The following is a 12,859-nucleotide window of genomic DNA, read 5'->3' as shown; positions in this document are numbered from 1 at the left end:
CGAGAATTCATAGTGAAATCAGTCGATGACGAGGACGTTGACGAGAACGGCATCCTTAAGGATGGCGGTCGCGTGCGCAAGAGCCTGTTGTTTATCGACGGCAAGTCCGATCCGGGCCGTGAAACCGCTGCAAAGTCGATGAAGGACGCTTCGGACGCCGCTAAGGCGCGCGAAGATGCAGCACGTGAGCGGTGGCTTGATCGGCTCAACGGGGGGTCTGCGGCATGAGTAGTTCAGCACTGCCGAGCGGCATGAAGATTTGGGATGAAGGATCTGACGAAGAACTGGCAAAACAAGAGCGCGCTTCGTCATTTCTCCCGCCAGCGGCCGAAGCTCGTTATGATCGCCTAAGCGTTGCGTACCATGATGTCGATGCGCGGTTGGCTGCATACCGCAGGCGCCTGTCTGAGGGTAGTTCGCCAACCACTATGGGCGACGACCTTCTTGCCCGTCATGGTGCCGTAGGAAACATTTTCCACCGGTTGCGGGAGTGGAAGGCGCAATACAGGTCTTATCGCTTTCGGTCGGTCAAATTGCCGAAGGTGACATACTCTCGGCAGGCGCTCACTGAAGCGCAGGCCGAGGTTGACCGCATCGAGGCAGAGTTGTCCGCGCTTCCCTATGTTCCCGTCACTCGGGCAGAGCGAAAGGCCGCGGTAATGAGCCAGATCATGGCCTTACGCGATCAAAGCAAGCCTCGCCTATCTCCGGATGGGCGGCAAATGACAAGCCTCAATGTAACCTCACCAGGCTTTCTCGTCTGGATGTTGATCGATGAAAAGACATGGGAAGCTCGCGCCGAAGAACTCATAGGCCCTGAAATTGAAGGCGAGATGACCGCGGCCGAGAAGGTGCAAAAGCAGCAGACATTGAGCGCTGATCTTAGGACCGCGCAGCTTCGGGAAGTGGCTCTAGTCGATGCCTCAGAAGGGGTAGCCTACTACCGGAGCACTCTGCCAATCCCTGCACTCCTTGCCGTCGAATCCGCGGCGTAGGAGGACGAACACATGCTGAGGTTTTCCACTCGGTTCTCCTCAGCGTCCCGGCCTTGGTATCCGGCTGGGCGGACAAGTCGGCGAGTGTCCGAAATAACCTCCGACAGCCGGCGGCCGCACTATCCTGTCGCGGCGCGGCCGGCATTCAATTTTTGCACCAAAGAGGACGAACGATTATGGCATTGACCGCAGACCGTGTTGTTATCGAATTGCAAGCCAAGGTAGATCAGCAGATGGCGGCAATCGCGCGCGCGCAGACTGATTTTTCCAAGCGAACCGCAACTATGGCAAAAAGCGCTGGCTTAGCGGAATCTCGAATAAATGCGTCATTCAAAAGTGTTGCAGCTCAATCGACAGCGTTAGGCCGCGTGATGGGAAGCGCCTTCGCCAGCGCTTTGGCTTTGGCTGGGGCACAGCAGTTGATCGATGCGAGCACGCGCATAACAAACGCATTGAAAGTGGCCGGGTTGGAAGGCGACGAACTAACTAAAGTTTACACGTCTCTTTTTCGATCAGCCCAGAACAACGCCGCTCCGCTTGAAGCCCTAGTGACTCTCTATGGTCGCGCCTCGCTCGTTCAAAAGGAACTTGGTGCCTCGACAGAGGACATGCTTAAATTCACTGATCGCGTGGCATTGGCTCTTCGCGTCTCAGGGCAATCGGCATCTGAAGCTAGCGGCGCGTTGCTGCAGCTGTCGCAACTGCTGGGTGCCGGCACCGTCCGCGCAGAAGAATTCAACAGTGTCCAAGAGGGTGCGCTACCGATCCTTCAGGCGGTCGCCGGCGGACTAAAGGAAGCCGGCGGCTCCGTCGCATCCCTGCGGAAGTTGGTAATTGATGGCAAAGTCTCAAGCCAGGCGTTTTTCAAAGCTTTCGAGATCGGATCTTCGATGCTCGAGGATAAGGTAGCTGGATCCGAACTAACGGTAAGCCAAGGCTTTGTCCGGCTCCAGAATGTCATGATCGATACTGCAGGAAAGATAGATGTTGTGACGGGAGCGAGCGGTCAAGCTAGTGAAACCCTCAACGCATTGGCAGGAATCATCGAAAGTCTCGGCAACGTCGTGCGAGATTTTGCCGACTCCGATCTTAGCCATTTGGCTGGAAAGCTCTACGAGATATTGAACCCCATCGGCGAACTTATCGATAAGATAGGAGGCGTTAAAAACCTGCCGAGCGCCATATCAACCATTCAGCGCGGTATGTTCAACGCCGCGATGGGAAACCCTGTTGCTCCCCCTCCCAGGCAGGAGAGCGTCAACGAACGGCTCCGTGATGTCCTCGGATCCGCTGGCAAGAGTGATCGTGCGACCGGTGAGGCTGTCAAAAAAACCGGAGACGAGATCGCAGATAGAATAAATCAGGCGTTCGCTTCAGGCAGCAAGACGGTTTCAATTGCCGATTATCCGACTGATCCGTCGAACTCAAAAAATGGGCGAACACGCAAAACGCCTGAGGAGAAATTCGACAGCAGCCTAAACGATGTCGCTGATCGAACAGCGGCTTTGGTAGCCGAGACTGAAGCGCAGCGGCAATTAAATCCTCTTGTGAACGATTACGGTCTGGCAGCCGAAAAGGCGCGTATGAACCGGGAACTGCTGTCGGAAGCAGAAAGAGCTGGTGTCGCTATCACACCGCAACTAGTGGCGGAGATCAGCGCGCTCTCCGAACAGTATGCCATCGCGACAGCCGAGTCGGCAAAACTCGCAGAGACCCAAGACGACTTAAGAGAGCGCATGGAGGACATGCGCGGACTTGGAAAGGACGTTTTCAGCGGGTTTGCAAATGATCTTGCGTCAGGAACATCGGCCGCTGATGCGCTGCGGAATGCTTTGGGGAAGGTCCTGAGTAAGATCATAGAAATCAGCGCCACCAACATATTCGGCGCATCCGGAAGCAATAACTGGTTCAGTCAAATTTTTGGTGCCTTCATCGGCGGCGGCAACGGCGGTAGTGGCGCGATCGACCCGTGGGCAGGCCTTCGTTCCTCAACTTTCGCTTCGGGCGGATATACAGGAGCCGGCGGCAAGAACGATCCCGCCGGTGTCGTGCATAAGGGTGAAGTCGTTTTCTCTCAAGCGGATATTCGGCGCCTTGGCGGTGTCGGCGTCGTGGAAGCGATGCGGCGCGGCCTTGGCGGATATGCGTCGGGCGGCGCGGTTGGAATGCCGGACATTGGCAATTTTAGCTTTCCGGGAATGCCTGCAGTTTCCCCTTCGCAAGGTGCGTCGAATGGAGCGACGGGAGTTCACGTAACGCTCGGTTGGGATAAAGATGCAAATGGCAATATTGCCCCCATCATTAAAAGCGTTTCCCAGACGGAAGTTCAGAAGGGCATCAAGGGCTACGACAGGACGGGCGCAATGAGGCTACAGCGCGACATGCAGCAAGCGGCCACCCGCGGCTTTTTTCCAGCCCCGAAACCTAGATGAAGAGGGAACCTTGCGAAATGATCCATCTCCGCTCACAATCCCTCTGTGCAGAGTTTGAAATCGAGATTATCCCGGCGAACCGCTATCCAGCGCCGGGACAGACGAGAGCCGTCGCGACGATCAGCAGGATCATCGAAAAACGTGGCATAGAGCATGCGCGCCTCGTTATGTGCGTCCTGGCCGAAGGAAAGGGCAATCAAGCCCTGATTGACGAAGTTAGCCTGTCGGCCATTTCTGACGTGCTGTACGCGTGCTCCGATGTTTTGGAAGACAATCCATCCGCGGTGCTCGAGCTCTTCGACCAGCTTCCGCTTGGGCCGTATACCATGATCGCCTCCGAGATGAGCGGCTTCGTCAAGCAATCCAGCGCGCTGGCAGGAATGCTCTACCTTCACCTTAGGAAGCTCCGGGGGGAACCGCTGACGTGCAAAATGGCGACCTGGGCTAAGACCAGTCGGGCGGCCATCAGCGAGGAAGAGAAAGGGCGGAAATCACGTCGCAGCAGCCGGCATCGCAAGATCGAGGAGAAAATCGCTATCGGCCGGAAGTTACTGGAGGTGAAAGCCTCTCTCCCATGGGGGCACTGGGGGCCATGGGTGCGCGATAAGTCCGGGCTAAGCTCCAGCATGGTTATACACTGCATGAGGATCGCCAAGTGGGAGGAGATGCGCCATGAGCAAGGGTAGTCTTGATGTGCTGCTCGACCAACTCGGCATTCGATGCATTCCGGTCTATCGGAAGCGGGAACGCTGCCAGACACATGCGCGCGGTGCAATGAAAGCGCTACGGGCCCAACACGGCGACGGGCATCTCGTTTTCGTGCTTAAAACCATAAAGCAGAGCCGGGGCAATGCCACTGAGCTTTGGTCCGAAACCATCGGGGCCGTTTCAGACATTGTGCTGCAGCGGCCTGACTGGTCGGAATGCCGCGCCGGCGACTTCATGGCGACATTTGACGATATGCCGCTGGGAACCATGCGAGAAGCCGCTGTTGCGCTCAGGCCGTGGCCGGTGAGGACTACACTGCGGGTTTTGATCATGGTTGAACTTGAGAAACGGATGAATTCACAAGGCGCTCAGATCGCGGCATGAGCGTCTTGGGGAGATGCAGGCCGCACTACTTGCCCTTTCGGCTGCCTGCCCCTGGTCACGGCATTTCGCGCGCGAGCAATCCGGGATTGCTGCTAATCTCCAGTGCGCGAAAACCCAATTTTATACATGTCTATTCGCATTTTAAGAACCGGGATATTTAGCGCCGCCATTTCCTGCCGTACCTTCTTTTCTATTTTTGCCTCCACGCGTGACCCGAGGTAGATTCGGAAAACGCATTTGATGTCGTCGTAATGGGCAGCACCATAACCAGGGGTGATTAGCCGCCACTCTCGTTCTGACATCCATCTCACGGATTTCGATGAGAGGGTTAGTTTCGCTTTGTCGATTATAGTTTTCCGGTCAGCTAAAAGTACCGGTGGATCTTCGTTGTATGACATTCGAACAAAGTCGAAATGAGACGGGAAGGCCTTTAGGAGCTTTGAAGTGGTATACGCAACGCACATTCCCCTAAAATTACTCGCGTAATGCGCCCACATTGGCTCGTGATCATAAACTTCGGAAAGAGAGGCGATCCCTAGTTTGTTCTTCGCCTGCTGGATATCTTCTCGTTCATTTCGTGACCGCCCCTTAATAATGTAGTTGAGCGACTCCCGGTGCATTCCCTCCATGGGATCATTCATGTCGCTGAATTTCGGGCAGTAAATGAACTTTTTCAAAATTGCGTCTATTTCCCGATCGGTTTTGTCGCCCAAGGGCCTATATCGATATAGGCGCATCGGGGTCGAATATGCCTTTACTTTTGCCAACGCCAACTCCCGTACTGTCCCCAATGCGATCTTGATGATCGGCATTGTTCTGATCGAGCCAGTCCCCTACTGTTGCGACCAGCCTCGCGAGGTCGTGCCCGTCAGCTCAAGGGTGCCCGAAGGGATGGCGGTATCCTCTATAGTTTTCGGCAGTAGTTTTTCCAGTCGGTCAATGGCGGTGCCGAGCGCTAAACAGATAGCGCCGAGACCAAATGAGACTGCCCCCAGAATCTCATGGATGGAGGAAGCTGCAGTGATCAGTACGGCGATGCCTCCGAGCATCTGCAGCCCACCCAGGACGGAAATAAGGAATTTCATAAGTAGCCCCCTTGTTGAGGGGAACATCACTCAACCGGCGACTGTCGTCAATCCTTCTTCATCCTCACGCCAGGGCCGCCGTCGAACATTTCGCCTTCATCCATAAAGATGACGCCAGCAGCGCCGAGCGCCCAAACGATCGCGTCAAGGTTGTTCGCGACTGGCACAGACCTACCAGCTTCGAAATTTCTCACCGTGGACACGCCGACCCGGGCAGATTTGGCCAGTTCTTCTTGGGATAGGTTTACAAGCGCACGTCCGGCGCGACACTGCGATGGGGTTATCAAGTTCGTCTCCTGCAACTATTTTCGTCATGCATAACGAAAATCGTTTGACATGTCCATGTATAACGATTTACGTTGTAGTTAACGTTAATCGTTATATTGAGGAGATGCACAATGCCGAACGCCACCGTTCGGGGAGCCGCCGAAGGCTTGCCCACGCTTACCCGCCGCTTATTCCTCCGCAACTCTGCCGCTGCCGGCGCAGCGCTGGCAGTTGTCTCGGCGCCGGTCATTGCCGACGCTATTCAGCAAGAGAACCCCGACTTGCTCCGCATCGGCGACCAGTTGGCGGGAGCGGTTGAGGAATTCCGCACGGCCGATCAGAAGCTTGAGGAAGCACGGGCTCATTTCGATGCTATTGCCCCGGTTCTTCCTGCCGAGCTAATCCATGAGGGTGACGCGGGAAGCGGCCTTGCCAGGTATGAAACCGACTGTGAGGGGAAAGAGGTTTGCCGGGGCAGCAGCAAATATGTTCCGAGGCGCACCTATAGCGCCGCACTGATCGAGAAGTTCCATGGCCCTGAGTTCGGAAAAACAAGACTATATGATCGCAAGATGAAGAGGCTATATGAAATATCCGCGACCTACGAAAAGGGCATACAGGCCGCGAAAGAAGCTGCAGGGATCGAAAGCGCTCGTCTGCGCCGCGAGATGGCGGCAGAACGGCTTCGTGGCCTGGCGGACGCCGCTGCCGAGCTTGTGCCTCATTCATTGACCGGTATTGTAATCAAAGCACGCGCCTTCGATGCTCTCGGACAATGCAGTGGCATCTATTCGTCATACGCTATCGGCTGTGCGCGCCGGTTGCCGACCGATGTCATCGCTGTGTTTGGATCCGAGGTGCAGTCATGACCGACTTTTTCGCACTGATTGTCACCGTCGACGCCATCCAATTGCCAGAACTCCGTATCGTTCCGATCTTGGGTGACGGGATGCAACCCGCGCTCCGCGGCGATCGGGAATTCGTGATGACGAAGCCCGTTACGGCTGCCATTCGAAAAGAGACGGGCCATCATCGCGCGGAGTGCCCAGTTCCATGAACTGTCCGATCATCGTGCGAATAGCGTCTGATGTAAGTGGCTCCGCCAACTTTTCCCCATTGAATTCAAGTACGCGTAGCACGCGCCTGTTTTTGGGACGTCCTTCAATGATCTGAAAAGCCCACTGGACTTTCAGATTATCGAGGACGTCCACGTGGAGGTCCTTTCGCTTTACCAGCGTCCAGAATTCGGCGTCCTCTATAACAAAATAGCAATCCCGCCTAATTTGATCCTTGCCCTTCCACTGCCGAGATTTTTGATCATTTTGATCCCAGTTTGGAGAGGTCACATAAATGCTTTCGGTCGAGACCTGCCAAGGTAGAGGATCATCTTCCGCATCCTTTCTTTCGGCACGTAACGCCCGTCCGGGAAATGAGCTTCTCGGGATTGGAAATTCGTTCTCTGATGTGAAGCCAATATTCTTGACGTCCGGATTCTCGATGCAGGCTAAATAGAAATCGGCTCTCGCATCCATCGCGTCGGGAAGTGCGCCTACCTCCATTCCGATCCTCGCAAGTTGATCGGTTTCCTTTTCCAGGATCCCGCGTGCCATCGAGCTGACGATGCGGGCGCTAGCACGGCAAGCGGCGTCATAGTCTTTGCTCATGGACAGCGTTTGGTCCCCTGGTTTGTTTTCGTCTTCATCTGACCCCTTACCAGAATCATTGGGGCCTTCGATGACATTGCGGGATATCTCTCCGGCTTGCGTACCCCAGTAGGTCGGCGGCTGACCGGTCAGAGCTTCTATGTAGGCGCTACCAATTGGAGTGTTGGCGAAAGCAAAGACAAGCGCCGCCCCACTGCCGACTTTGACGGCCAGCTTGGTGAGGAACGTGCCGGGCTCAGGTGGAAGGACAATGAGTTCATATTCTAATGAGCCTCGGAAAAAGGTGCCATCCAACGCTTTGATGATACGGTGGGCGCTGTCCGCCGTTTTAATGAAGGTATCGAGCTTTATGAAATGGTCATCAACACCGAAATGAATTAATAGCCGATCCGAATTCCCTTCAAACTCCCACGCTAAACTTTCTTCTGTCAAAGTACCAAAGCCCTCCACCCCATAGGACAACTTAGAGTTATCTGTTCTATCAGGCAAGACTGGGGGGGCGATGGATTCACAAAGATCAGTTGCAACCCATCCCTAAAGGGCGACGAGGGTATTCCTCTTTAATTTCAGTGCAATAACGGTATTTGCCACCCCCCTCAAAAGCGCAAAGAGTCAACTTGGCGGCCGGCGGGTCGGTCACAACTAAAGTCAGTAGGGTTTAGCCACGTAGGGAGGGGAATTTGCACGTTACCCGCGCGCCCATGCTCGGCCGCTGAGTAATGGACGCTCCAATGCGACGAATCGAACATCCGCAGGAATCAGCCAGAAATTACGGCAATGGCGGCAGCATTGTTACCCCGCACGTTACCCGGATGGTAAACTCCCTAGTTACATCACTTTTTAAGTGGTTGATTTTGTTGGTGAGCGCGCAGGGATTCGAACCCTGGACCTACTGATTAAAAGTCAGTTGCTCTACCGGCTGAGCTACGCGCTCCCGAAGGGAACGGTTCGTCCCTGGAAGTGCGGCGGAACATAAGTGCGCCGGCAGCGTGGGTCAACAGCATTCTGCCGTGTTTCACCCATTGAAAGCGCTTTTCCCACTCGATCCGGTTAACCGCGATGGGCCTTCGCTGGATTGGCTGATCTATAGACCTGTAACCTCGGCCAATATCTCGAATGAGCGTATGCGGGCGGCATGGTCGAATATCTGCGCCGTCACCATCAGCTCATCCGCGTCTGTGCGGGCTATGAAAGCGTCGATGCCTTCCTTCACCGTCTGCGGCGAACCGACGATCGAACAGGAAAGCGCATGCTGGAGAAGCGCACGCGCCGTTGGATCCAACCCCTCCTCATAGTCCTTGGCGGGCGGCGGCAACAGCCCGGGCTTGCCGGTGCGCAAATTGACGAAGGCCTGTTGCAGCGAGCTGAAAAGCAGATTCGCCTCATCGTCGGTTTGCGCGGCAAACACGTTCACGCCCAACATCACATAGGGTTTATCCAGATACTCCGACGGCTCGAACCGGGCGCGGTAGATCTCGATGGCATGCTCCAGTTCGGCGGGCGCGAAATGCGAGGCGAACGCATAGGGTAGCCCGAGCGCCGCCGCGAGCTGTGCGCCGAACAGGCTCGACCCCAGGATCCAGACGGGCACGTCGAGGCCTGCTCCCGGCACGGCGCGCACCCGCTGATCGGGCTCTGCCGGCTGGAAATAGTCCATCAGTTCGACGACGTCCTGCGGGAATGCGTTTGCATCGCTGTTCAGATTGCGGCGCAAGGCACGGGCGGTCAACTGATCGGTGCCGGGCGCGCGCCCAAGGCCAAGATCGATACGGCCGGGGAAAAGTGCCGCAAGCGTACCGAACTGCTCGGCGACCACCAGAGGCGCGTGGTTGGGCAACATGATGCCGCCTGCCCCGACACGGATGGTCGACGTACCGGCCGCGACATGGCCGATCACAACTGCCGTGGCGGCGCTGGCGATACCCGGCATGTTGTGATGCTCGGCAAACCAGATGCGACGATAGCCGAGACGTTCGGCATGGCGGGCAAGATCGAGCGAGTTGCGCAGGGATTGCGCGGCATCGCTGCCTTCGGGAACGGGAGAAAGGTCAAGAACGGAAAGTGGTATCATGATGCTCATATGGGTGCGGGCTGCACGATGAAAGGTTCCCATCGTGCAGCCAGGGAATTGATTCCGTTTCGTTCCGATGATGGAAACGAAAACGCCAGCTATCAGAGATAGCTGGCGTCACCCTTTGCAGTAAATGCAAGTTTCAGTGATGACCCTCAGTGGTGAGCTGGGGTCACCGCCTGGCCGTCCGGCGGCGTCTCCTGTTCGGCAGCTTCCGCCAACCCTTCCTTCTTGGAGATGTAGGTATAGAACATCGGCACGACGAAGAGGGTGAATGTGGTTCCGACGACGATGCCGGTAAAGATCACCAGACCGATCGAATAACGCGCCGCAGCACCTGCACCCGTAGCGATGATCAAGGGCACGACGCCAAGCGCCATGGCGGCCGTCGTCATCAGGATCGGGCGAAGACGGGTCTGCGCCGCAATGACGATCGCCTCGCGGCGCGAGAGGCCATGCAGCTCGCGCTGCTGGTTGGCGAACTCGACCATGAGAATACCGTGCTTGGTGATCAGCCCGACGAGCGTGATCAATCCGACCTGGGTATAGATATTGAGCGTACCAAGGCCGAGGTTGAGCGGTACGATGGCACCGAAGATCGAAAGCGGTACGGTCATCATGATGATGAACGGATCACGGAAGCTTTCGAACTGGGCGGCCAGCACCAGATAGATGACGATGACGGCCAGGCTGAAGGCGATCAGGATCGTATTGCCCTGCTCCACCTCGAGCCGCGACTGACCGGAATAATCGAGGAAATAGCCCTCGGGCATGTTCGATCGCGCCACATCGACGACGGTCTGCAAGCCCTGTCCGGTTGTCACGCCGGGCAGCGGCAAGGCCGAAATCGTGGCCGAGTTCAACTGGTTGAACTGTTCGATCGCGGCCGGCGCCGCATTTTCGGCAACCGTGATGACGGAAGACAGGGGCAGCATCTTGCCAGAAGCACTGCGCACGTAGAATTCGCCCAGACGCTCGGGATTGGCGCGATATAGGTCCGGCACCTGCGTGATGATGTCGTAGCTGTTGGAATCCCGGTCGAACTTGGCGACCGAGGCCCCGCCGGTCAAAAGGCCGAGCGTGGTGCCGATATCGCTGACATGGACGCCCAGCGTTGCCGCACGGTCGCGATCGATCGTGACCGTGGTCTGCGGCGCATTGAACGAGAGCGAGTTCTGCACGATGATGAACTGGCCGGAAGCCTGCGCCTCGTTCTTGATCTTCTCGGCGACCTCGAAGACCTGATCAGCAGGTCCCGTAGACTGAATGATGACGGAGATCGGCAATCCGCCGCCGGCTCCGGGCAGTGAAGGCGGCGAGAAGATGAATGCCTGGACGCCCGCGAGTTTGGTGAGACGCTGGGTCAGATCCACCTGCAGGTCCTTCTGCGAACGCTCGCGCTGCGACCAGTCCTTGAACGCCCATAGAGCGATACCGGAATTGGTTCCGCCATCCATGCCGACGATGTTGAACCGCGCCTTCAGCTCCGGAATGTCCTTTGTCAGAACATCCATCTGATCAGCGTAGAGCTTCATATAGGCCGAGGTGGCATATTGCGGACCGACGAACTGCGAGAACAGTGCGCCTGAATCTTCCTCCGGCGCCAATTCGGTGGATGTATTGAAAAACATGAACGTGGTAACGCCAATGAGCGACGCCACGATGAGAAGCGTAATCGGACGATAGTTCAAAGAGCCGGAAACGAGCCGTCCATACCATCCTTCGAAGCGCGCGAAACTGCGGTCGATGAACTGCTGGAAACGCGTACTTCCGCTCTGCGAAAGCATGTGAGCGCACATCATCGGCGAGATGGTAAGAGCCGCAACACCCGAAATGATGACCGCGCCGGCAAGCGTGAAGGCGAATTCCCGGAAAAGCGAACCCGTCAAGCCGCCGGTGAAGCCCAGAGGCGCGAAGACAGCGGCAAGTGTGATCGTCATGGCGATGATCGGGCCGGTGATTTCTCGCATGCCCTTGAAAGCCGCATCCATCGGCTTCAGGCCTTCTTCTATGTGTCGGTGAATGTTCTCCAGGACCACGATGGCGTCGTCGACGACGAGACCGATGGCCAGCACCATCGCCAGCAGCGATAGAAGATTGATGGAATAGCCGAGCATATAAAGGAAGAAACAGACGCCGATCAGCGAGATCGGAATCGTCACGATCGGAATGATAACCGAACGGAACGAGCCAAGAAACAGGATGATGACGATGACGACGATCGCCACGGCTTCGCCGATGGTCGTGAAAACCTCGTCGATCGAAGAGCTGATCTGCTCGGTCGAATCATAGACCACGACGAGCGACATGCCTTCGGGCAGCGTCGCCTGGATCGAGGGCATCTCCTTGTTGACTTCTGTCGCCATATCGATGGGGTTTGCGGCTGGTGTAGGCGAGATACCAAGGAACGTCCCGGCTGTCCCGTTGAACCTGACGATGGTGTCGGTGCTTTCGGCGGCAAGCTCGACACGCGCCACGTCACGCAGGCGCACGACATCGTCACCATTGGACTTGATCGTCATCGCCCCGAAGGCTTCGGGCGTTTGCAGCGTCGATCGCAGCATGATCGACGTGGTCACGTATTCGTTCTTCGTCTTGCCGGGCGCCGAAAGGAAGTTCGAGGCATTGATGGCGGCCAGAACCTCCGATGCGGTAATGTTGCGTGCGGCGAGCTGCAACGGCTCGAGCCAGACACGCATGGAATAGACCTGGCCGCCGAGGATCTGCGCTTCGGCGACACCCTGGACCGTCGACAAGCGTGGCTTGATCACCCGTTCCAGATATTCGGTGATCTGCTCATTCGTCATATTGGGATTCTGCGCCGCCAGATACATGGTGGCGAAGCTCTGTCCCGTCCCCTTGAGGATCACCGGATCGTCGGCTTCCTCCGGCAGATTGCCGCGCACCTGGTTGACCTTGGCAATGACCTCGGTCAGAGCGGCATCGGGATCGGCGCCGAGCTTCATCTGCACTGTGACGGTGCTGGAGGAAGGCCGGCTGGAGGACGTCACATAGTCGATGTTCTCCGTCGTCGCCACGGCCTGCGCGATGGGTGCGCTGATGAACCCCTGGATGAGGTCGGCATTCGCGCCTGCATAGGTGGTGGAGATGGTGATGACCGTCTCTTCAACTTCCGGATATTCACGAACGGAAAGATTGAAGATGCCCTGCGCGCCCAAAAGCAGGATCATCAGGGCAACGACGATGGAAAGGACCGGACGGCGAATGAATATGTCGGAAAAGCTCATGATAC

12 protein-coding genes and 1 tRNA gene are annotated in these 12,859 nt (G+C 56.6%); 6 read left to right on the top strand and 7 right to left on the bottom strand.

Annotated features, from left to right (window positions below; all coding sequences use genetic code 11):
- Positions 1–12 precede the first annotated feature (12 nt).
- The 5 genes from C5748_RS22015 (at position 13) to C5748_RS21995 (ending at position 4,519) form a co-directional block, all read left to right on the top strand.
- Positions 13–228 (top strand): hypothetical protein, encoded by a 216-nt coding sequence (locus C5748_RS22015; RefSeq protein WP_146119586.1) that lies wholly within the window; start codon positions 13–15, stop codon positions 226–228.
- A complete protein-coding gene (locus tag C5748_RS22010; protein ID WP_146119585.1) occupies positions 225–995 on the top strand; it encodes a hypothetical protein in 771 nt (256 codons plus the stop codon). Before C5748_RS22015 ends, C5748_RS22010 begins: the two co-directional genes overlap by 4 nt.
- Before the next feature lie 176 nt (positions 996–1,171).
- Entirely contained in the window at positions 1,172–3,427 is a 2,256-nt protein-coding gene (locus C5748_RS22005) for a tape measure protein (RefSeq protein WP_105744368.1), read from the top strand.
- Positions 3,428–3,444: 17 nt separating this feature from the next.
- Positions 3,445–4,113 carry a DUF3102 domain-containing protein gene (locus C5748_RS22000; RefSeq protein WP_105744449.1) on the top strand — a complete coding sequence of 223 codons (669 nt, stop codon included), beginning with the start codon at positions 3,445–3,447 and terminating at the stop codon, positions 4,111–4,113.
- Positions 4,100–4,519, top strand: coding sequence for a hypothetical protein (locus C5748_RS21995; RefSeq protein WP_105744366.1), 420 nt, complete (start codon positions 4,100–4,102; stop codon positions 4,517–4,519). Before C5748_RS22000 ends, C5748_RS21995 begins: the two co-directional genes overlap by 14 nt.
- A gap of 92 nt (positions 4,520–4,611) precedes the next feature.
- On the opposite strand, the gene C5748_RS21990 is transcribed toward C5748_RS21995, so the two are convergent.
- From C5748_RS21990 to C5748_RS21980, 3 genes are read right to left on the bottom strand one after another with little or no spacing between them, the layout of a single operon-like run.
- A complete protein-coding gene (locus tag C5748_RS21990) occupies positions 4,612–5,331 on the bottom strand; it encodes a DUF2971 domain-containing protein (protein ID WP_105744364.1) in 720 nt (239 codons plus the stop codon).
- 21 nt (positions 5,332–5,352) lie between these two features.
- Positions 5,353–5,604, bottom strand: coding sequence for a hypothetical protein (locus tag C5748_RS21985; RefSeq protein ID WP_146119584.1), 252 nt, complete (start codon positions 5,602–5,604; stop codon positions 5,353–5,355).
- 47 nt (positions 5,605–5,651) lie between these two features.
- Positions 5,652–5,891: a helix-turn-helix domain-containing protein gene (locus tag C5748_RS21980; RefSeq protein ID WP_105744447.1), complete on the bottom strand. Its 240-nt coding sequence runs from the start codon at positions 5,889–5,891 to the stop codon at positions 5,652–5,654.
- Positions 5,892–6,002: 111 nt separating this feature from the next.
- Here C5748_RS21980 and C5748_RS21975 point away from each other — a divergent pair, with 111 nt between their 5' ends.
- A complete protein-coding gene (locus tag C5748_RS21975; protein ID WP_105744361.1) occupies positions 6,003–6,740 on the top strand; it encodes a twin-arginine translocation signal domain-containing protein in 738 nt (245 codons plus the stop codon).
- A gap of 129 nt (positions 6,741–6,869) precedes the next feature.
- Here C5748_RS21975 and C5748_RS21970 read toward each other — a convergent pair whose 3' ends face one another.
- The 4 genes from C5748_RS21970 to C5748_RS21955 form a co-directional block, all read right to left on the bottom strand.
- Complete coding sequence (locus C5748_RS21970; protein ID WP_105744359.1) at positions 6,870–7,967, bottom strand: hypothetical protein; 1,098 nt, start codon at positions 7,965–7,967, stop codon at positions 6,870–6,872.
- 426 nt (positions 7,968–8,393) lie between these two features.
- A tRNA-Lys gene (locus C5748_RS21965) sits at positions 8,394–8,469 on the bottom strand.
- A 150-nt stretch (positions 8,470–8,619) separates the two neighbouring features.
- Positions 8,620–9,606, bottom strand: coding sequence for an LLM class flavin-dependent oxidoreductase (locus C5748_RS21960; protein ID WP_105744445.1), 987 nt, complete (start codon positions 9,604–9,606; stop codon positions 8,620–8,622).
- 155 nt (positions 9,607–9,761) lie between these two features.
- On the bottom strand, positions 9,762–12,854 hold the full coding sequence (locus C5748_RS21955; protein ID WP_105744358.1) for an efflux RND transporter permease subunit: 3,093 nt from the start codon (positions 12,852–12,854) through the stop codon (positions 9,762–9,764).
- Between the last annotated feature and the right edge of the window lie 5 nt (positions 12,855–12,859).

This window comes from Phyllobacterium phragmitis (assembly GCF_002980495.1).
Taxonomy (GTDB): domain Bacteria; phylum Pseudomonadota; class Alphaproteobacteria; order Rhizobiales; family Rhizobiaceae; genus Paramesorhizobium; species Paramesorhizobium phragmitis.
Note: the sequence above shows the minus strand (reverse complement) of the source record. Positions and strands in the feature narration are given on the sequence as shown.

What these genes read in the sequence shown, in the direction of transcription:
- C5748_RS22010 (WP_146119585.1), top strand. Translation starts at nt 225, where the DNA reads ATGAGTAGTTCAGCACTGCCGAGCGGCATGAAGATTTGGGATGAAGGA.
- C5748_RS22005 (WP_105744368.1), top strand. Translation starts at nt 1,172, where the DNA reads ATGGCATTGACCGCAGACCGTGTTGTTATCGAATTGCAAGCCAAGGTA.
- C5748_RS22000 (WP_105744449.1), top strand. Translation starts at nt 3,445, where the DNA reads ATGATCCATCTCCGCTCACAATCCCTCTGTGCAGAGTTTGAAATCGAG.
- C5748_RS21995 (WP_105744366.1), top strand. Translation starts at nt 4,100, where the DNA reads ATGAGCAAGGGTAGTCTTGATGTGCTGCTCGACCAACTCGGCATTCGA.
- C5748_RS21990 (WP_105744364.1), bottom strand. Translation starts at nt 5,331, where the DNA reads ATGCCGATCATCAAGATCGCATTGGGGACAGTACGGGAGTTGGCGTTG.
- C5748_RS21985 (WP_146119584.1), bottom strand. Translation starts at nt 5,604, where the DNA reads ATGAAATTCCTTATTTCCGTCCTGGGTGGGCTGCAGATGCTCGGAGGC.
- C5748_RS21975 (WP_105744361.1), top strand. Translation starts at nt 6,003, where the DNA reads ATGCCGAACGCCACCGTTCGGGGAGCCGCCGAAGGCTTGCCCACGCTT.
- C5748_RS21960 (WP_105744445.1), bottom strand. Translation starts at nt 9,606, where the DNA reads ATGATACCACTTTCCGTTCTTGACCTTTCTCCCGTTCCCGAAGGCAGC.
- C5748_RS21955 (WP_105744358.1), bottom strand. Translation starts at nt 12,854, where the DNA reads ATGAGCTTTTCCGACATATTCATTCGCCGTCCGGTCCTTTCCATCGTC.